Below are 20,466 nucleotides of genomic sequence, written 5' to 3'. Positions count from 1 at the left end.
ATGGCGCCGCCGCTTCCGTCCGCGGTCCGCAGCGACGCGCGGGACAGTAATGGCTGCTATCCTGGTGGTATCGATCAAATCTCCTATACACTGATCCATGTTAGCTCTTGTAAAAAAATTACGTGAACTGTCGATACGCTTATCGATTATAACAATAATCAGTCGAAAAGCCCCGGATGACCCGGATGAATGTCCGCAGGGGGGCTTCGGTTGCCGCCATATACGACATCCCGAGCCCACACCACTTCGCAAGGTCTGTTGAAGCGGTGCTTTGTTGCGACGAAAGTCGTATAAAATTACGGAAACGAAACAAATTTATGCGGGTTTTTTGTTGATCGATCGTTCTCTTAGGGTAAGTATCTATAAACGCAGGGCTTTTGGGATAGGCAATATGGTGCGCGGGGGCGCGGACATGCGATGACCGCACGGCGGATCATCCATATCGTCGATGACGAGGCGATCGTGCGCGCCTCGATCGTCAGTCTCGTGCAGGCGCATGGCCCGTTCGAATGCCGCGAATATGCGGATGGGGAGACGTGTCTCGCCGCGATCGATAGGATCGAGCCGGGGTGCGTGGTGCTCGACCTTCAGCTCGACGAGGTCGGCGGGTCGAAGCTGATCCGTGCCCTGGCGGAGCGGAAGGACCGGTTCCGGATGATCGTCGTCACCGGTTTCAGCGACCTCGCCGCCGCGATCGAGGCGTTTCGCTGGGGTGCGGTCGACTTCCTCCACAAGCCCTATGAGATGCGGGCGCTGCTCGACGCGATCGACCGGGCTTTCCACCTGCTCGAACAGGGCAGTGAGCCGCCCGCGCTGGTGGCCGAGGCGAAGGCGCGGCTCGCCCGGCTCACGCGGAACGAGGCGCAGGTGCTGGCACGGCTCGTCCGAGGCGAGACGAACCAGGACATCGCCCGGATGCTCGACCTCGATCCGCGCGCGGTGCAGATCCATCGGGCCCGCGCGCTGGCGGCGATCGACGCGCCGTCGATCCTCGCGGCGATCCGGACCGCCGCGATCGCCGGCTGGCCGCCCGCCGCCGGCTGAGGCGTCCATTCGGCCCGTCATCCCGGCCGAGGCCGGGATGACGGGCGCGGATCAGTAACGGAAGCGGATCCCGGCGGTCCCCGCCCGGCCGAGCTGGCCGTAGCCGACCGCGGTCTGGTAGCGTTCGTTGAACAGATTCTCGACCCGGCCGTAGAGCTCGATCGCGTCGGTCAGCGGCAGCGCCGCGCGCAGGTCGACCAGCACATAGTCGCCGAGCCGCTTGCTGTTGGCGGGATCGTCGAAGCTGCGCGAGACATGGGTGATCGTGGCGCCCGTGGTCAGCCCGAACGGCCAGCGATAGTCGCCGGTCACGTTGACCGTCTGTCGCGGCCGACGGGCGAGCTGGCGGCCGAAATTGGGGTCGGTCCGCTCACGGTTGCGGGCGTTGGTGAAGCTGTAGTTCGCGGCGAACAGCAGCTCGCTGGTCGGCGCGATGCGCAGCTCCGCCTCGACGCCTCGCGCCCGCGCCCGCGCGATATTGGCGTAGGTGAAGGTGCCCAGGTCGAAGTCGATCAGGTTGGTGGTGTTGCGCTGGAACCAGGTCGCGCGCAGCTCGACCGCGTCGCCGATCAGCTTCTGGGCGATGCCTGCGTCCCAGCCCTTGGCCTTTTCGGGGCGCAGGTCCCGGAAGCCGTAGTCGCCATAGAGCTGGTAGAGCGACGGCGCCTTGAAGCCTTCGCCATAGCTGGCCCGGAATATGGTCGACCCCGCGTTCGGCGTATAGGCGAGGTCGGCACTGAGCGTCGTCGCGTCGCCGAACTGGCTGTGATCGTCGTAGCGAACCCCCGCACCGAGGTTCAGGCCTTCGATCGGCCTGGCATGGAGGTCGAGATAGGCGCTGTCGATGTTGGCCTTGGCGCGCGCCGTCACCGGCGGGCCGAAATAGGCGCTGATCGTGCGAAGCTTCTCCTCCTGATGCTCGGCGCCGAAAGTCGCCCGGACGATGCCCAGCTCGGCCACGCCCTGATATTCGAAGCGCAGGTTGCGCCCGCGCGCGTCGAAATTCTTCGCCGGGACCGCGGCCGGGTCGTAGCTGTCGCGATCGATCCGGGTGATGGCGGCGGCGAACCGGTTGCGGAAGCGGCCGTCGAACAGGTTCGCGTTCAGCCCGGCATAGCCGACGATCTGCTGCTGGCGCTGATATTCGTCGGTGTCGCCCAGGGTGAAGCTGGGGGCCGGGAAACCATCCAGGTCGACCTTGCTCTTGGTATAGAAGCCGCGCAGGTCGAGCGAGAGCTGCTCGGTCAGCTCGGTCGTCGTCTTGAGATGCGCGCCGAACAGATGGTAGCCGTCCTTCTCCGTGCCGCTGTCGGCGACCGAGATGCCGTCGGTGGTCAGATAGCCCGCGCCCGCGCTGATCGCGGTCGGTCCGACCTTGCCGCTGACCGCACCCGACAGGCGGCCTGTCTCGTAGCGGCCATATTCGCCGGTCGCCCGCACCTCGAACCGGTCGGTCGGCTCGCGGGTGATCAGGTTGATCACGCCGCCGATCGCCTGGCTGCCCCACAGCACCGACTGCGGCCCGCGCAGCACCTCGATCCGTTCGAGATTGTCGGTCAGCAGGTCGGCGAAGTTGAAGCCGCCGCCCGGCGCCGACGGATCGTTGAGCTTGACGCCGTCGATCAGCGCCACCGTCTGGTCCGACTGGGCGCCGCGGATGAACACGCTGGTGACGGTGCCGAGGCCGCCGTTGCGCTGGATGGTCACGCCGGGCAGCGTCCGCAGCAGATCGGCGAGCGGCACCGTCTGGCGCTGCTCGATCGTCGCGGCGTCGATCACCGAGATCGACTTGCCGACCTCGGACAGCTTCGTCTCGGTGCGGGTGGCGGTGACGACGATGCTGTCGGCATCGGCCTCCTCCGCCTGGGCCGCGGCCGGCAACAGCGTGCCCGGGAAAATCGCAAGCGCCGTGATCAGCGATGTCGTGAAAGTCCGCATTCTAGTCCTCCCATGGATCAATCCATCGGGGCCGGACGCGCGGCTTCGGAAACGCTCCCCGCGCACGACCCCAGTCGGCGTCGTCACGCGAGGTTTTCGCCTCGATCATGTGGTGCACCCCGCCCGCATGATGGAACGACCGCGACGGGCAGGTCTCCTGGCTCTCGGGTCGTCGCGTCTCGTCCGGCCTTCCCGGATGCCGGGGCATCCAGTGACGCGGGATGGACGATCGCTCGCCGATCACAGTTGCGGGGGCAGCTTCGGCCTGCGGGACGATCCCGTTTCCGAATTCCCTTTGATCCCGTTTCCGGGAACCTGTCGCGCCGTGCGCTTTAGGGTCGAAGCCCCGCGATCGCAAGGCCCCGTGACGGAGCGCACGCTCCTGCGGGCAAGCGCCAAGCTATTGATGGACCTGCAATAGGGCGATGACACGGGTGTCAAAGCCGGATATGAAGGCGCGGAGACGATGGGGATCGTCGCTAAGGGGTATCAGGGGGCATATTTGCGTAGCTCGCTCTTCTCGACGGCCGTGCTCACGGCCCTGCTCGCCGCATCGTCATCGCAGATCGCACTGGCGCAGATCGTAGCGCCCGAAACCGGGCAGCAGATCGCGCCCGGCCGTGACGAGCTGCAGGACAGGACCCGGCAGCAACCGCCGCCCGCCTCGCGACTCAAGATCGAAGGCGACATCGAACGCGCGCCCTGTGCGCTCGATTCGCCGGCCTATGCGAATCTCAAGGTCACGATCAACGACGTCCAGTTCAACAACCTCCAGGGCGTGAGTCCGGAGGAGCTTCGCCAGTCCTATGCCGCGCTGCTCGGCGCCGACCGGCCGGTCAGCACGATCTGCGCGATCCGCGACGCCGCCGCGACCGCGCTGCGCCGCAAGGGCTATCTCGCCGCAGTGCTGGTGCCGGTGCAGAAGATCGAGGACGGGGTCGTCCGCTTCGAGGTGCTGTTCGCCAGGATCGTCCAGGTCCGCGTGCGCGGCGAGGCCGGCAATGCGGAGACGGTGCTGGCCTCCTACCTGTCGCACCTGACCGAGGAGAAGGTGTTCAACCGCTACGTCGCCGAGCGCTACCTGCTGCTGGCGCGCGACATGCCGGGCTATGAGGTCCGCCTCGTGCTCAAGCCGGCCGGCACTGGCCCCGGCGAGCTGGTCGGCGAGGTCAGCGTCGTCCACACCCCGATCGAGATCAACGCCAGCCTCCAGAATTTCTCGGCGCGCAGCTCGGGCCGCTGGACCGGCGCGGTACAAGCGCAGGCCTATGGGTTGCTCGGCGCCGATCGGCTGACCGCCTCGGTATCGAGCACCGCCGACTTCAAGGAGCAGCAGGTCGTCCAGCTCGGCTATGAGACCAAGCTCGGCGGCGAGGGGCTGACGGTCGGCGGCAACTTCACCTATGCCTGGTCGAAGCCCGATGTCCGGATACCGGGCTTCCCCGGCCTCGACCTGACCGCGCGGACGCTGTTCGCGACCGGCGAGCTGCGCTATCCGCTGGTGCGGACGCAGCGCTTCAGCCTGGTTGGCGCGGCCGGCATGGATTTCGTCAACCAGACAGTGCGGTTTGCCGGCCAGGACCTGACCCGCGACCGGCTGCGCGTCGGCTTCCTCCGCCTCGACATGGACATGGGCGACGTGCCCGAGGGCCGCGCGCCGACCTGGCGCGCCTCGGGCTCGCTCGAATTCCGCCAGGGGCTCGACCTGTTCGACGCCTCGCCGCGCCCGCGCTTCCCGCTGCCGCTGGTCCGCCCGGCGCGCACCGACGGTGATCCGACTTCCAGCCTGATCCGCGGATCGGCCGCGATCGAGTATAATCTCGGCAAGGGCTTCTGGTTCGCGGCGCTGCCGCGCTTCCAATATGCCTTCGATCCGTTGTTCAGCTTCGAGGAATTCTCGGCCGGCAACTATTCGATCGGCCGCGGCTACGATCCCGGCACGATCATCGGCGACAGCGGCCTGGGCAGCGGCTTCGAGCTGCGCCTGCCGCGCTTCCAGCCGCTCGAGAAGACCCACCTGGCGGTGCAGCCCTTCGTCTTCACCGATCTCGCCTGGGTCTGGAACAGGCACAATGCCTTCACCTTCTCGCTCCCGCGCAATCCCGATTTCCTGGCGTCGGCGGGTGGCGGCTTCCGTGCTGTGCTCGACAACCGCTTCCGGATCGAGGGCACGATCGCGGTACCGCTCAAGGCGGCGGGTCTGCAGACCCACAACCATGATCCGCGTTTCCTCGTATCTCTGGTGACCAAGCTCTGGCCGTGGGGCAATTGACCATGCGTAGCAGCGTTTCCGACATCTTCGCCGCCGAGCGGCGCCGCCAGCGGTCGATGCCGCGCACGATGAGCTCGATGGCGGTGCTCGCCACCGTCCTGGCCATGCCGGTCAAGGAAAGCCTCGCGGCAAATAGCTACGGTTTCCTGGGCGTCCCGGACGGCTGCCTGACCGCGACCTGCTCGGGTACCGGCTATACCATCGACCGGACCTTCGCGACGAGCGTCGACACGGTGACGGTCAACGCGCCCTCCGCGCTCATCACCTGGGTCCCGAACGACACCAACGGCGGCACCGCCTCCGTCGCCGACGCGATCAACTTCCTGCCCTCCGGCAACACGGTCAACTATGTCGCCGGCAGCGGCCTGGCCAACGGCGAATATACGATCCTCAACCGGATCGTTCCCCAGCCCAATGCCGACGGCCGTTCGATCGCGCTGAACGGCACGATCACCACCGACACCGCGAAGGGCAATGTCTGGTTCTACAGCCCCAACGGAATCGTCGTCGGTTCCACTGCCTCGTTCGACGTGGGCGGTCTTCTCCTGACGACGTCGAACATCACCGCCGGCAACGTGACGCTCGACGGCGACGGCTACGTCACCGCGGTCGACACCCAGACCAGCATCGCTGGCGCGGCGGTCACGATCCAGTCGGGCGCCGACATCTCGACCGGCAATTATTTCGGCATCCTCGCGCCGAAGATCGACCAGGGCGGCATCGTCAAATCGAAGGGCGGCATCGCCTATATCTCGGCGGAGCAGGCGAAGCTTTCGATCGACGACACGAGCGGCCTGTTCAACATCGAGGTCGGGGTCGGCGCCGACATGCTGGGCGGAATCGCCCATAGCGGCACCAGCCGAGGCGTGATCAGCACGCCCGACGGCCTCGCCCATCCGATCTATTTCGTCGCGGTGCCGAAGAACGACGCGATCAGCATGCTGCTCGGCGGCAATATCGGCTTCCAGGTCGCTGGCGGCGCCGAGGCCACCGAGCGCGGCATCGTCCTGTCGGCTGGCCGTGACATAGCGTTCGGATCGCTCAACGCAGGCGGCGCCCGTTCGGCGGGGGCGGGCACCGGCTCGGTCAGCGTATCCGGCCTGCCGTCGCTCACTGCGGGCACCCTGATCCAGGCGGGCGTCCCGCTTGACATCGCCGGCAACGTGCAGATCGAGACCAACGGCGCGCCGGTCACCATCGACGCCGGTAGCGACATCAGCTTTACCGGCACCGTCTCGATCGACACGTCGGCCTCGTTCAACCTCACCGGGCCGACGCAGGCTGGCAATATCTCGCTGCTCGCCGGGGGAGGCGGAATCGACTTCGGCAGCGACGTCACCCTCCTGGCGAACGGGGATGGGTTCGAAACGTTCAGCGGCACGGGCGGCACGATCGCCATCACCGCGAGCGGGACGCTCGGCGAGATATCCTTCCATGGCGGCCTGACGGCCTCGGCGGACGGCCGGGGCGGCATGCCGGCCTCGTCCGGCGACGGCGGCGACGGCTTCGGCGGTACCATCACGCTCACCGCCAATGGGGAGGCAGGGATCATTGCCGACAACGGGATGTCCCTGACCGCCATCGGCCGGGGCGGCCAGACCTATGAGGGCAATGGCGGCGACGGCCTCGGCGGCGTCATCCTTCTCACCGCCAACGCCGGCAGCGGCATCACCGTGGACGGCGGCCCGGTCACGCTCGATGCGAGCTCGATCGGGGGTGATGTGTTCCAGACGGGTACTGCCGGCAAGGCGCTGTCGGTGCTGCCGGGCGGCGCCAACCCGCCGCAATCCTATGTCGCGCTGCAGACGAACGGCGGCTCGATCACCTTCGGCGATGCCCAGACACCGGTGGACGTCACCCTGATCGCCAATGGCAGGGGCGGTGACGGCGGCACGGCCAATGCCGGTGCTGTCGACGTGCTGGCATCGGGCGGAAGCGGCGGCATCACCTTCAACGGCGCGTTGAACGCCGAGGCCTATGCGCAGATCGGTAGCGACGGCAGCTCCCAGGGCGGCAACGCGACGGGCGGCTTGTTCCGGATGCGGTCGAGCGGTTCCGCTGCGATCCAGCTCGCCTCGCTCGGTGCGCAGGTCTATGCCCGCGGTGGCGATCAGTCGAGCAGCGGAGCGGGTGGCAACGCCGTCGGCGGCAAGGCCATCATCGAAGCGCAGGGCGGTTCGATCACCGGCACGGACAGCATCTATGTCGATGCCACCGGCACCGGCGGGCGGGGTATAAGCGCGGGGGGCAACGGCACCGGCGGTGCCGCGGAGATATTTGCCAATGGCGGTGCGATCACCCTGGGTGGCGCGCAGACCAGCATCACCCTCGACGCCGGCGGCACCGGTGGCAACAGCGAAGTGGACGGTCTCGGCTCCGGCGTCGGCGGCACCGGTACCGGTGGTGTGGCCGGCTTCGAGGCCTTTGGCGCGACGCTCACCTTGAACGGTCAGGCGATCGCCAATGCAGGCGGCACGGGCGGCGACGGCCGGACCGGCGGCAACGGGCTGGGCGGACGCCCGCCGGGCCTGGATACGCAGGATTATGATCCCTTCTACGGCGTCTATGCACGGGCGAGCAACGGTGCGATCAACGCTCCGGGCGGCCTGATCCTGGCCGCGGACGGCATCGGCGGCGGTTCCCATTCCGACGGCAGCAACGTCGGCCAGGCGGGTAATGGCACGGGCGGCTATGCCGAGTTGCTCGCCACCAATCTCGGCGGCTCCACTGCTTCGGCGACGATCAGTGCGCCTTCGGTGCAGATGTCGGCGGTGGGGCAGGGCGGCAATGGCGGTGACCCGGGCGCGGACGGCGTCGGCAGCGCCGGCGGCTTGGGCCAGGGCGGCGTCGTCATCATGGGCGCCTATGCTGGCCGCGGCCATCTCTCCCTGACCTCCGCTTTGCTCTCCGCGACCGGCATAGGCGGCGACGGTGCCGATGGCGCCTCGCCGAGCGAGGGCGATGGCGGCACTGGTGGCGCCGGCGGCACCGGCATCGGCGGAAATATCCAGGCGGGCGTCTTCAGCGGCGGGCAGACTGCCGAGAACAATGGCTCGGCCGATATCCAGAGCCTCAACATGAATGCGGCGGGCATTGGCGGCTACGGCGGCGCCGGCGGTTCGTCGAGCACGGGCACCGGCGGCGGCGGCGGCGCGGGCGGCCAGGGGATCGGCGGCGGTGGCACCGATGCGGGCAGCCTCGCCATCCTCTCGCGCGGCGCACCGGTCACGATCGGTTCGGCCACGCTCATCGCCCATGCGCAGGGCGGTGCGGGCGGCAGCGGCGGCTCGGGCATGACCGCCTCGGGTGCCGTCGGGGCCGATGGCGCCGGCAAGGGCGGCAATTTCGCGATCCTCTCGACCTATCGCTATCAGACCACGGTCGGGGGGCAGTTGCTCTCGATCGGTACGCTCGTTGCCGACGTGTCGGGTTTCGGCAACCCCGAAGCACCGAGTGGGCCGACCACCGCGGGCAACTTCTTGATCGCCACGAACGGCGGCAACCTGACGATCTCCAACGGGACCGTGCACGCCGACGGCCAATTAGCCCCGACCAACTCCTACCAGAACGTGTTCCTGAACACGACCACGGTGAGCGAGGTCTCGGCGGGTAACGGCACCGTCACGCTCGGCACGTCTCCCGCCTCCTTCACGATAAGCACCGAGGCGGCACAGGGTACCCATCCGGTCAACTTCTATCGCGATGCGGGCGGCCAGTTTGATGCTGACCTGGCCAACTGCACGCTCAATGGCGGGGCCTGCCAGCCGGTCGCGCGGCCGGTGTCTCCGCCGCCGGTGGTGTCGCCACCTCCACCGCCGCCGCCTCCGCCGGTGTCGCCACCGCCGCCACCGCCGGTGTCGCCACCCCCGCCCCCGCCGCCACCTCCGCCGGTGTCGCCGCCACCGCCGCCGCCACCACCACCGGTGTCGCCGCCGCCACCGGTCATCGAGGAGCCGGCGGTGAACGAGACGGTGACGACCGAGACGACGAATATCTCGTCGAGCATTCAGTCGTCGCTGACCGGCACGCGCGTCGCGGGCGGCAGCATCAAGAGCACGGAGGAGACGGGAGCCACGGCACCCGGCTCGGATTCGACCGGTGCTTCCGGCGATTCGACCGGATCGGCGGGCGATGGCGACGACGAGGGCGGCGACGGCAGCGACGACGCCGGCAGCTCGACCTCGGGCGGCGGCAGCGTCGGCGGCCCGAACCTGCTGATCGACACGAGCAACATCGGCTCGGACGCCACGCAGATCGACACGCCGGTGCTCAGCTCGGGCAACAGCAGCCTGTGGCCGGGGGCCGACGGCCTCACCGACACGGGCGGTAGCGGCGGCGACGGTCCGTCGCCGGCCGGTGCCGGCGGCGCCTCCCCCGGCGCCATGCCGGTCGGTGCGCCGGGCATGACCCCGAGCGGTGGCGATGCCACGCCGTCCTTCGGCAGCATCGGCAACCAGATCTTCGACGACGGCGGCAACGCCGCATCGGGCAACGCCGGCGGCGCGGGCCAGTCTTCGGGCGGCGGCCAGACCCCGGCGCCAGGCAGCGCACCGCCTTCGCGCGATGACGACAGATCCTCGAATGGAGGGAAGCAGTGATGCGGATCAACCGTCTCTCCATGGGCCTCGGCCTGCTCGCGGCGGCGACGCTCGGGCTTCCCGCGACGGCGCCCGCAGCGGGCCCGTCCAGCCTGTCGCTGCGCAACAGCTTCCGGATCGGGTCGAGCGGTGTGCTCTGCACCGCACAGGTCCGCTCGGCGAGCCCTGTGCTGTCGACGATGTTCGACCGTGGCTATCGGGTCGTGTGCCGCGACGCGGCGGCGCCGGTCGGCCGGCTGTTCGCGCTGCGCAAGGGTGGCGACGATGCGGTCGCGCGGGTGATCGCCCACGCCGAGGCGCCGGTGACCTGTCAGGCGGCGACCAGCGTCGCGGTCGAGGGCCTCGGCAACGTCCAGGTCCGCGACTGCGTCGACGCGAACCAGCTCGCCTACAAGGTCTATGCCTATGCCAAGGGGCGGACGGTCTACGTCGCCGATGGCCTGGGCGGCTATGACAGCGCCCTCCAGCTCGGTCTCCGCACGATCGTCGCCGATGCGATCGTCAAGGGCGAGGTGCAGGTCGCGACGACCTCGGCCGGCGATCCCGCCGCCTTCGCGCGTGTCCAGGCGGGCGCGCTCGACAGCGACAGCGCGCTAAGCGAGGCCTATGCACGCAACAACGAAGGCTCCTACGCCGAGGCGGCCGAGTTCTTCGAGGCGCTGGCCGAGCGCGACGCGTCGGGCACGGGTGCGGAGTCGCATCTGCCCGAATATCTCGCCAACCAGGCGCTTCAGGAATCGAACCAGCGCAACTTCACCACCGCCGACGCGCTGTTCGCGCGCGCCGCGACCCCGTCGGCGCTCGCCGATCCGGTGATCGGTCGAATCCTCCGCAACTCCTATGCGCTGCATTATCTCAACCAGAGCAAGGTGCAGCAGGCGATCGCCGAACTGAACAAGCCGGTCGTCGAGATCGAGAGCAGCGCCGTCGCCGATGCCAAGCTGGGCCAGGGCGAGATCAGCGACGAGATCGCCGCCGACCTCAACCGGGAGGGCGCCGCGCTGCGCCAGCTCGGCGCGCTCGACGGACAGCTCCAGCCGTTCGAGAAGGCGCAGATCCTCGATGCGCAGGCGCTTCAGCTGCGCGGCGTAGCCTATCGGATCGACGGCAATTATCCCAAGGCCAAGGCGGCCTTCGCCGAAGCGATCAACGCGATGCAGGCGATCCGCGAAGGCCGGATGAACAGCACCGGCTGGCTGCGGTCGAGCATCCAGTCCGAGCTTGGGCTGATCGCCGAGGCGGAAGGCAATGTCGGCGAGGCCGAGCGCCTTTATGCCGACGCGCTCCAGGTCGTCGAAATCCAGCACCCGAATTCGGCAGTCTCGCTGGGCGCCCGTGCGCGCTTCGCGGGCTTCCTCAGCCGCCACGGCCAGACCGACCGGGCGGCGACGATGTACGGCCAGGTCGTGTCGGAGGCGGAGAGCCTGCCCGGCGCGATGGCGTCGATCCGGACCCTGCTGCGCCCCTATTTCCGCCTTTTGGCGGAGCGTGCGGCGACCGATCCGACCGCGGTGGCGCGGATGTTCGGCGCAAGCCAGGTGATGCTGCGTCCCGGCATCGCCCAGACCCAGGCGTTGCTCGCCCGCGAGCTTTCGGGCGGCGACGACGAGGCGGCCAGCCTGTTCCGCCAGTCGGTGACGCTGTCGCGCTACATCGCCCGCGCCACTGGCGAGATCGCGCGGATGACGGCCACGCCGAACCCCGCCGAACGTCCCGCGCTGGCCGAGGCGCAGGCGCGCCTCGCCCGCTATTCGCGTGACCAGACCGCGCTCCAGGCGAAGCTGGCCCAGTTCCCGCGCTACCGCGTCCTGTCGCCGCAGACCATGTCGGTCGAGGAGCTGCAGAAGGCACTCCGGCCCGGCGACGGCTATTACAAGGTCACGCTGGTCGGCGACGACGCCTATGCGATGTTCGTCGCCCAGGGCGTTGCCCGCGCCTGGAAGCTCGACATGACCGCCAAGCAGCTCGCCGACGTCGTCGCGCAGATCCGCGATTCGGTGGTGAAGATCGAGAATGGGCAGGTCGCGACCTATCCGTTCGACGTCGTCCTCGCCCGCAAGCTCTATGTCACCCTGATGGGTCCGGTCGACGCGGAGATGCACAAGGTCTCCAACCTGATCTTCGAGCCCGACGGCCCGCTGCTCCAGCTTCCTGCCAACCTGCTGCCGATCGACCAGGCGGGCGTCGACGCCTATCTCGGCCGGCTGAAGAAGCCGAACGCCGACGACTTCGATTTCCGCGGGGTCAACTGGCTGGGCCGTGACCGCGACATCTCGACCGTGGTCAGCCCGCGCTCGTTCGTCGACGGCCGCGACGTCGCCGGTTCGAAGGCGATCAAGGCCTATCTCGGCCTCGGCGAGAACGCCCGGCCGGCGCTCAACCCGCTGTTCGTCGCGCCGCCGGCGATGGCCGATCCCTGCGCCTGGCCGCTTGGCAACTGGAACAACCCGATCTCCGCGTCCGAGCTCTATCTGGCCAGCGGGATCGTCGGCGCCGACAAGTCGCGGCTGATCACCGACGCGGCTTTCTCCGATTCGACGATCATGGGGATGGGCGATCTCAACGAATATCGCATCATCCACTTCGCGACCCATGGTCTCGTCACCGCGCCCCGTCCGGAATGCCCGGCGCGCCCGGCGCTGCTGACCAGCTTCGGCGGCGGCACCTCGGATGGGCTGCTGTCGTTCAAGGAGATCTTCGACCTCAAGCTCGACGCCGACGTGGTGATCCTGTCGGCCTGCGACACGGCGGGCATGGCGACGATCTCGGCGACCCGTGAGGCGGGCATCACGACTGGCGGCAACTTCGCGCTCGACGGCCTCGTCCGCGCCTTCGTCGGCGCCGGCGCCCGCACCGTCATCGCCAGCCACTGGCCGGTGCCCGACGACTTCAACGCGACCAAGCGGCTGATCAGCGGGCTGTTCACGGCACCGCCGGGAACGCCGATGGCGAGCGCGATGCGGCAGGCGCAGATCGGCCTGATGGACGATGCCAACACCTCGCATCCCTATTACTGGTCGGCCTTCGCGATCGTCGGCGACGGCGAGCGGCCGTTGCTGCCGGCCGGCGCCGCGCCGGGCGCCGCCGTCCAGGCGACCCGCTGACCGCTTCTCCCCCTCCCCGCAAGGGGAGGGGCCAGACGCCGGCTCCGCCGCGCGAGGCGGCGGCAAGGCTTCCTTCCAGGCTGGACAGAAGGGAGCAAAGAACATATAAAGAACATATGGCCCAGCTCGACGTCCGCGAGAAGCTCGAGATCCTTGCCGACGCGGCCAAATATGACGCCTCCTGCGCGTCGTCGGGGACGGCGAAGCGCGACTCGGCCGGGGCCTCGGCGGGGATCGGATCGACCGAAGGCATGGGCATCTGCCATGCCTATGCGCCCGACGGCCGCTGCATCTCGCTGCTCAAGATCCTGTTGACCAACAGCTGTATCTTCGACTGCCATTATTGCATCAACCGGAAGAGCTCGAACGTCCGCCGCGCGCGGTTCACCGCCAGGGAGGTGGTCGACCTGACGCTGGCCTTCTACCGGCGCAACTATATCGAGGGGCTGTTCCTCTCCTCAGGGATCATCCGCTCGTCCGACTATACGATGGAGCAGATCGTCGAGGTCGCGCGCTCGCTGCGCGAGGATCATCAGTTCCGCGGCTATATCCATCTCAAGACGATCCCCGATGCCGATCCGGCGCTGATCGCGGCGGCCGGCCGCCACGCCGACCGCATCTCGATCAACATCGAGCTGCCGACCGCCGCCGGGCTCCGGCGGCTCGCGCCCGAGAAGTCGGATGAGACGATCCGCGATGCGATGGCGGGGATGCGGGACGCGATCGAGGAGGGCGCCGACGCGCGCCGCCGCTATCGATCGGCGCCGCGCTTCGCGCCCGCTGGCCAGTCGACCCAGATGATCGTCGGCGCCGATGCCGCCAACGACCGCGCGATCATGGCGACGGCGAGCGGGCTCTACGACCGGTTCGGCCTGCGCCGCGTCTATTATTCGGCGTTCAGCCCGATTCCCGACGCTTCGGCGATCCTGCCGCTCCGCCGTCCGCCGCTGCTGCGCGAGCACCGGCTCTACCAGTCCGACTGGATGATGCGCTTCTACGGCTATCGCCCCGCTGAGGTGGCCGAGGCGACCGACGAACAGGGAATGCTGCCGCTCGACATCGACCCCAAGCTGGCCTGGGCGCTGAAGGCGCGCGAGCATTTCCCGGTCGACGTCAACCGGGCGCCGCGCGAGCTGCTGCTGCGGGTGCCCGGCCTGGGGGTGAAGGCGGTCGACGCGATCCTCGCCTCGCGCCGCTGGCGACGGCTGTCGCTCGCCGATGTCGGGCGGCTGTCGCGGTCGATCGCCAAGCTCCGCCCGTTCATCGTGACGAGCGACTGGAGGCCGACTGCGCTGGTCGATCGTATCGACCTGAAGGCGCGAGTGGCGGGACAGCTCGAACTGTTCGGATGACGGCCGGGTCGTGACGCATCGCGTGATCCTCTCCCGTCCCGACGATGTCGACGGCTGGCGCGATGCCGCGCGGGCGGCGGCGCTGGCCGACGTCGCGCCCGACGCGCTCCTCTGGGCGGTAGAGGGGGAAGGCGACGACCTGTTCGGCGGCACGAGCGATCCGCTGCCGGCGGTGGCGCGGCCACCCTTTGTCGTGCCGAAGCGCTTCCTCGATCTGGCCGGCCACGTCGCCCTCCATCGCGATCCGGAACGCTTTGCGCTGCTCTATGCGATGCTTTGCCGGCTGCGCGACGACCCGGCCGTCATCGACGATCAGGCCGATCCGCTGCGGCGGCGGCTCGAAAGCCTTGCCGGGGAAGTGCGCCGCGACATCCACAAGATGCGCGCCTTTGTCCGCTTTCGCGAGCTGGACGGTGCCTATGTCGCCTGGTTCGAGCCGGATCATCACGTCGTCCGGGCCAATGCGGGCTTCTTCCAGCGCCGCTTCGCGACGATGCGCTGGTCGATCCTGACCCCCGGCCTGTCGATTCACTGGGACGGCGAAACCCTGCGCGAGGGGCCGGGCGCGGTTCGTGCCGATGCGCCGGCGGGCGATCCGGTCGAGGCGTTGTGGAAGGGCTATTATGCGTCGATCTTCAACCCCGCCCGGTTGAAGGTCGGCACGATGCTGAAGGAGATGCCGCGAAAATATTGGGCCAATATGCCCGAAACCGCGTTGATCCCCCGACTGGTGGCGGGCGCGCAGGCCCGCGAGACGCGAATGGTGGAGAGGATCGTGCCCGGCGGCAATGCGATCAAGGCCTGGGAGGCGCTGCGCGACGAGGCGGCGCATTGCACGCGCTGCGGCCTCTATCGCTGCGCGACGCAGACGGTGTTCGGCGAGGGGCCGGTCGACGCCGACATCATGATTGTCGGCGAACAGCCGGGCGACCAGGAGGATCTGGCAGGGAAGCCGTTCGTGGGGCCGGCGGGCCGCATGCTCGACCGCGCCTTCGAGGAGGCCGGGCTGGACCGTTCGCGCGCCTATGTCACCAACGCGGTCAAGCATTTCAAATTCGAGCCGCGCGGGAAGCGACGCATCCATTCGAAACCCAATGCCGGGGAGATCAAGGCCTGCCGCTGGTGGATCGATCAGGAACGGGCGATCATCGCGCCGAAGCGGATCGTCATGCTGGGCACGACCGCGATCCATTCGCTGATGGGCAAGGCGCTGACCCTGAGCTCGCAGCGCGGCCAGGCGCTCACCCTGCCAGACGGCACGGCGGCGCTCGCGACCGTCCATCCGAGCTTCCTGCTCCGCATGCCTGACCGCGACCGGGCGGAGGAGGAATATGCGCTGTTCGTGAAGGACCTGAAGGCCGCCGTGGTTTGAGGGGCGACGGTAGCACTGGAAAGAAATTCCCCCCCCCCGAGGCTCTCTCCGGGAAAGGGGGGACCGGAGAGAGCGCCGGGGAAAAGGGTCAGAGGCCGACGCCGCTGAGCAGGCCGAGGGCCTGGAGCAGCCACAGGATCACCACGATCACCACGACCACGTTGAGGATGCTTTTGATCTTGCCGTCCATCGGGATGTAGTTGTTGATCAGCCACAGCAGGACGCCGACAATAATCAGAACGATAATGATGTGGATCAGCATGGGGTCCTCCCCGGTTTGTGCTTGAGATCGTTGCTATCCTTACGAACCCGGAATAGGGATATTTGTTCCGGCGGGCCTTGCCCGTGCTGCGCGACTATGCTCGATCGGGGAAGGGGGCGCCTTTCGACCAGATGATCGGGATCGCCATGGACAGACGTCATTTTCTCCTGCGGGGCGCGGCCGGGCTCGGCGCGGCGGGGCTGATCGGGCCTGGCGGGCTGATGGCGCAGGCGGCGCAGCCGCTGTTCGATCCGATCGGGCCGGTGACGCCGATCCGCGCCAATCCCGATCGCATCTTCCGCATCACCGTCTGCCTGCGGCCGTTCCGCGCGGCCGGGCCGCGGATCGAGACGGAGCAGGTCGGCCGCAAGCTGGTCGTCCATAATTACGGCCATGGCGGCAGCGGCTGGTCGCTGAGCTGGGGATCGGCGCAGCTCGCCGTCGCCCAGGCGATGGCGGACAGCCCGCGGGAGATCGCGGTGATCGGCGCCGGCGCGCTCGGGCTCACCGCCGCGATCACCGCGCAGCGCGCCGGGGCGAAGGTGGTGATCTACGCGAAGGAGCGTTTTCCGGATGTCCGCTCGGCCCGCGCGACCGGAAGCTGGACGCCCGATTCGCGGGTGGCGATGGCGGATGCCGTCAGCCCCGGCTTCGCTGCGCTGTGGAGCGGCATGGCCCATGCCAGCTATGCGACCTGGCAGAGCTATGTCGGCCTGCCCGGCGATCCGGTGCTGTGGAGCGATCGCTATACCCTGTCGGACCTGGCGCCCGACGCGATGCGGGCGGCGGGGCGGGCGACCGAGGTGGCGGGCTTCGCCCATTATGGCGATCTGATCGCCGACATCTCGCCGCGGTCGCAGGTATTCGGTCCCGGTACCCATCCCTTCGTCACCGGCTATGCGCTGCGCAACAGCCAGATGACGTTCAACGTCGCCGGGCTTGCCCATCTGCTCACCAGCGACTTCCTGATGGCGGGCGGCCGGATCGAGACCGCCGAGTTCCACGAGCCGTCCGATCTCGGCCGGCTGCGGGAGAAGGTGATCGTCAACTGCACCGGCTATGGCGCCCGCGCCCTGTTCCGCGACGAGAGCGTGGTGCCGGTGCGCGGCCAGATCGCCTGGCTGCTGCCCCAGGCCGGCGTCGACTATGGCCTGTTCTACGACAATGTCAGCGTCCTCGGCCGCCGCGACGGCATTGTCGTGCAGGACATGGGCCCCGACGACCGCTTCGGCTTCAACGACGATAATGAGACCCCCGACCGCGCGGCGGCCGAGGCATCGGTGCGGACGATCGCGCGGCTGTGGCCGGCGACGATCTGAGGACAGCGCCAAAAGAAAAGGGCGGGTCGCCGCTCGGCGCCCGCCCTTCCGCTTGTCCGGGTCCGATCGGGTCAGAGCTTGGAGGTCAGCTCCGGCACGACCTTGAAGAGGTCGCCGACCAGGCCGATGTCGGCCACCTGGAAGATCGGGGCCTCCTCGTCCTTGTTGATCGCGATGATCGTCTTCGAGTCCTTCATGCCGGCGAGGTGCTGGATCGCGCCCGAGATGCCGACCGCGACATAGACTTCCGGAGCGACGATCTTGCCGGTCTGGCCGACCTGATAGTCGTTGGGGACATAGCCCGCGTCGACTGCGGCGCGGCTGGCGCCGACCGCCGCGCCGAGCTTGTCGGCAAGCGGCTCGATGATCGTGTGGAAGTTCTCGCTGTTCTGCAGCGCGCGGCCGCCCGAGACAATCACCTTGGCCGAGGTCAGCTCGGGACGCTCGGACTTGCTGATCTCGGCGCCGACGAAGCTCGACAGGCCGGCGTCGCCGGCACCCGACACCGCCTCGACCGTGCCCGATCCACCCTCGCGCGCCGCCTTCTCGAAGGCGGTGGCGCGGACGGTGATCACCTTCTTGGCGTCCGACGACTGCACGGTTGCGATCGCGTTGCCGGCATAGGTCGGGCGGGTGAAGGTGTCGGCGCTCTCGACCGAGAGGATTTCGGAGACCTGCATCACGTCGAGCAGGGCCGCGACGCGCGGCGCGATGTTCTTGCCGTTGGCGGTGGCCGGCGCGACGAAGGCGTCATGGCTGCCCATCAGATCGACGACCAGCGGCGCGACGTTCTCCGGCAGCGCATGGCCATAGGCGGCGCCGTCGGCGACATGGACCTTGCCGACGCCGGCGATCTTGGCGGCGGCATCGGCGACGCCGCCGACGCCTTCGCCCGCGACCAGCAGGTGGACTTCGCCCAGTTTCGAGGCGGCGGTGACCGCCGAGAGGGTGGCGTCCTTGACGGCGCCGCCCTCATGCTCAACCCAAACCAGCGTCTTCATGCCGCAACTCCCAGAGCCTTGAGCTTGGCCGCCAGCTCATCGACGTCGGCGACCTTGATGCCGGCCTGCCGCTTCGGCGGCTCGGACACCTTCAGCGTCTTGAGGCGCGGGGTGACGTCCACGCCGTAATCGGCCGGGGTCTTCTGCGCGAGCGGCTTCGACTTCGCCTTCATGATGTTGGGCAGCGAGGCGTAGCGCGGCTCGTTGAGGCGCAGGTCGGTGGTGATGATCGCGGGCGTCTTGAGGCTGACCGTCTCGAGGCCGCCGTCGACCTCGCGGGTCACCTTGACCGTGTCGCCCTCGACCTCGACCTTCGAGGCGAAGGTGCCCTGCGGCCGGCCGGTGAGGGCCGCCAGCATCTGGCCGGTCTGGTTCGAATCGTCGTCGATCGCCTGCTTGCCGAGGATGACGAGGCCCGGTGCCTCTTCCGCGACCACCTTCGCCAGCAGCTTGGCGACTCCAAGCGGCTCGACCTCGGTCTCGCTGACGATCAGGATCGCGCGGTCGGCGCCCATCGCCAGCGCGGTGCGCAGCGTTTCCTGGGCCTTGGCTTCGCCGATCGACACGGCGACGATCTCGGTCGCGACGCCCTTTTCCTTCAGGCGGATCGCTTCTTCGACCGCGATCTCGTCGAACGGGTTCATCGACATCTTGACGTTGGCGAGATCGACGCCCGAACCGTCCATCTTGACGCGCGGCTTGACGTTGTAATCGATCACCCGCTTCACGGGCACGAGGACCTTCATAGCTTCACTCCTTGGCCTTGGCACCTGCCCTGGGGAGGCCGTATCCATATCCATGAGTGGCCGATCCGGTCAGGGAAACGGCCAGTGCCCGATCGCCATTGCCGCTCCGGCCGGCCAAATCAAATGCGAAATTGCGAAATTGCGAATTACAATTTTGCAAAACACATCCGTGATCTGGCCGAGCCGCAACGGGCGGGTCAGGCCGCCTTCTTCACCTCGGCGACGATCTTGCGGGCGGCATCGCCCAGGTCGTCGGCGGCGACGATCGGCAGGCCCGAACCGGCGAGCAGGTCCTTGCCCTGCTGGACGTTGGTGCCTTCGAGGCGGACGACCAGCGGGACCGACAGATTCACCTCCTTTGCCGCGGCGATGATGCCCTCGGCGATGATGTCGCAGCGCATGATGCCGCCGAAGATGTTGACGAGGATGCCCTTCACCGCCGGATCGCTCAAGATGATCTTGAACGCCGCGGTCACCTTCTCCTTCGATGCGCCGCCGCCGACGTCGAGGAAGTTGGCCGGGAACATGCCGTTGAGCTTGATGATGTCCATCGTCGCCATGGCGAGGCCCGCGCCGTTGACCATGCAGCCGATGTCGCCGTCCAGCTTGATATAGGCGAGATCATATTGAGACGCCTCGATCTCGGCTGGGTCCTCCTCGGTCTCGTCGCGCAGGGCGAGGATGTCGGGGTGGCGATAGAGTGCGTTCGAGTCGAAGCTGACCTTCGCATCGAGAACAAGCAGCTTGCCGTCAGTCGTCTCGACCAGCGGATTGACCTCGAGCATCGACATGTCTGTGGCGATGAAGGCGTTGTAGAGCTGCTCGGCGAGCTTGACCGCCTGCTTGTTGAGATCGCCCTTGAGCTTCAGCGCGAAGGCGACGGCGCGGCCGTGGTGCGGCATGAAGCCCTCGGCCGGGTCGATCACGATGGTGCGGATCTTCTCGGGCGTGTCATGGGCGACCTGCTCGATGTCCATGCCGCCCTCGGTCGACACGATCATGGCGATACGGCCGGTCTTCCGGTCGACCAGCATCGACAGATAATATTCGGATTTGATGTCGGCGCCGTCGGTCACATAGAGGCGGTTGACCTGCTTGCCGGCCTCGCCGGTCTGCACGGTTACGAGGGTATTGCCCAGCATCTCCTGCGCATTGGCCTTGACCTCGTCGACCGACTTGGACAGGCGGACGCCTCCCTTGGCGTCGGCCGGCAGTTCCTTGAACTTGCCCTTGCCGCGGCCGCCCGCATGGATCTGCGCCTTGACCACCCAGATCGGCCCGGGGAGCTTCTTGGCGGCCTCGACGGCCTCGTCGACGGTCAGGGCGGCGTGGCCCGCGGGGACCGCGACGCCGAACTTCGCCAGCAGTTCCTTGGCCTGATATTCGTGGATGTTCATGCGTGAGCGTCCCTTGGAAAGCCGATCGGATCGGCAGGCGCTTAAGCATGAAAGCGAAGCG

Annotated in this window: 12 protein-coding genes and 1 riboswitch; of the genes, 7 read left to right on the top strand and 5 right to left on the bottom strand. The window is 68.1% G+C overall.

Annotated features, from left to right (window positions below):
- Positions 1-417: 417 nt before the first annotated feature.
- Entirely contained in the window at positions 418-1,044 is a 627-nt protein-coding gene (locus B5X82_RS12215) for a response regulator transcription factor (protein WP_079648449.1), read from the top strand.
- 51 nt (positions 1,045-1,095) lie between these two features.
- Here the strand turns inward: B5X82_RS12215 and B5X82_RS12210 are convergent, their stop codons facing one another.
- Entirely contained in the window at positions 1,096-2,982 is a 1,887-nt protein-coding gene (locus tag B5X82_RS12210) for a TonB-dependent receptor plug domain-containing protein (protein WP_079648448.1), read from the bottom strand.
- A 130-nt stretch (positions 2,983-3,112) separates the two neighbouring features.
- Positions 3,113-3,316, bottom strand: a riboswitch (cobalamin riboswitch).
- 168 nt (positions 3,317-3,484) lie between these two features.
- Here B5X82_RS12210 and B5X82_RS12205 point away from each other — a divergent pair.
- The 5 genes from B5X82_RS12205 (at position 3,485) to B5X82_RS12185 (ending at position 15,680) form a co-directional block, all read left to right on the top strand.
- Positions 3,485-5,254, top strand: coding sequence for a ShlB/FhaC/HecB family hemolysin secretion/activation protein (locus tag B5X82_RS12205; RefSeq protein ID WP_079648756.1), 1,770 nt, complete (start codon positions 3,485-3,487; stop codon positions 5,252-5,254).
- A 2-nt stretch (positions 5,255-5,256) separates the two neighbouring features.
- Positions 5,257-9,852, top strand: a complete 4,596-nt coding sequence (locus tag B5X82_RS27235; protein WP_079648447.1) for a beta strand repeat-containing protein — start codon at positions 5,257-5,259, stop codon at positions 9,850-9,852.
- On the top strand, positions 9,852-12,956 hold the full coding sequence (locus B5X82_RS12195; protein WP_235862681.1) for a CHAT domain-containing protein: 3,105 nt from the start codon (positions 9,852-9,854) through the stop codon (positions 12,954-12,956). The genes B5X82_RS27235 and B5X82_RS12195 overlap by 1 nt, the downstream gene beginning before the upstream one ends.
- 116 nt (positions 12,957-13,072) lie before the next feature.
- Complete coding sequence (locus tag B5X82_RS12190; protein WP_079648446.1) at positions 13,073-14,308, top strand: putative DNA modification/repair radical SAM protein; 1,236 nt, start codon at positions 13,073-13,075, stop codon at positions 14,306-14,308.
- A gap of 10 nt (positions 14,309-14,318) precedes the next feature.
- Positions 14,319-15,680, top strand: coding sequence for a UdgX family uracil-DNA binding protein (locus tag B5X82_RS12185; RefSeq protein WP_235862680.1), 1,362 nt, complete (start codon positions 14,319-14,321; stop codon positions 15,678-15,680).
- An 88-nt stretch (positions 15,681-15,768) separates the two neighbouring features.
- On the opposite strand, the gene B5X82_RS26790 is transcribed toward B5X82_RS12185, so the two are convergent.
- Positions 15,769-15,942, bottom strand: a complete 174-nt coding sequence (locus tag B5X82_RS26790; RefSeq protein WP_176152548.1) for a Thivi_2564 family membrane protein — start codon at positions 15,940-15,942, stop codon at positions 15,769-15,771.
- Positions 15,943-16,088: 146 nt separating this feature from the next.
- Here B5X82_RS26790 and B5X82_RS12180 point away from each other — a divergent pair, with 146 nt between their 5' ends.
- Positions 16,089-17,261 (top strand): FAD-dependent oxidoreductase, encoded by a 1,173-nt coding sequence (locus tag B5X82_RS12180; RefSeq protein ID WP_079648753.1) that lies wholly within the window; start codon positions 16,089-16,091, stop codon positions 17,259-17,261.
- A gap of 71 nt (positions 17,262-17,332) precedes the next feature.
- On the opposite strand, the gene B5X82_RS12175 is transcribed toward B5X82_RS12180, so the two are convergent.
- From B5X82_RS12175 to sucC, 3 genes are all read right to left on the bottom strand, one after another.
- Positions 17,333-18,262, bottom strand: a complete 930-nt coding sequence (locus tag B5X82_RS12175) for an electron transfer flavoprotein subunit alpha/FixB family protein (RefSeq protein WP_079648445.1) — start codon at positions 18,260-18,262, stop codon at positions 17,333-17,335.
- A complete protein-coding gene (locus tag B5X82_RS12170; RefSeq protein ID WP_079648444.1) occupies positions 18,259-19,008 on the bottom strand; it encodes an electron transfer flavoprotein subunit beta/FixA family protein in 750 nt (249 codons plus the stop codon). The genes B5X82_RS12175 and B5X82_RS12170 overlap by 4 nt, the downstream gene beginning before the upstream one ends.
- Positions 19,009-19,205: 197 nt before the next feature.
- Positions 19,206-20,405, bottom strand: coding sequence for an ADP-forming succinate--CoA ligase subunit beta (gene sucC / locus B5X82_RS12165; protein ID WP_079648443.1), 1,200 nt, complete (start codon positions 20,403-20,405; stop codon positions 19,206-19,208).
- Positions 20,406-20,466 lie beyond the last annotated feature (61 nt).

It is taken from the genome of Rhizorhabdus histidinilytica (genome assembly GCF_900167915.1).
Taxonomy (GTDB): Bacteria; Pseudomonadota; Alphaproteobacteria; order Sphingomonadales; family Sphingomonadaceae; genus Rhizorhabdus; species Rhizorhabdus histidinilytica.
This window is presented reverse-complemented; position numbering and strand designations above follow the sequence as displayed.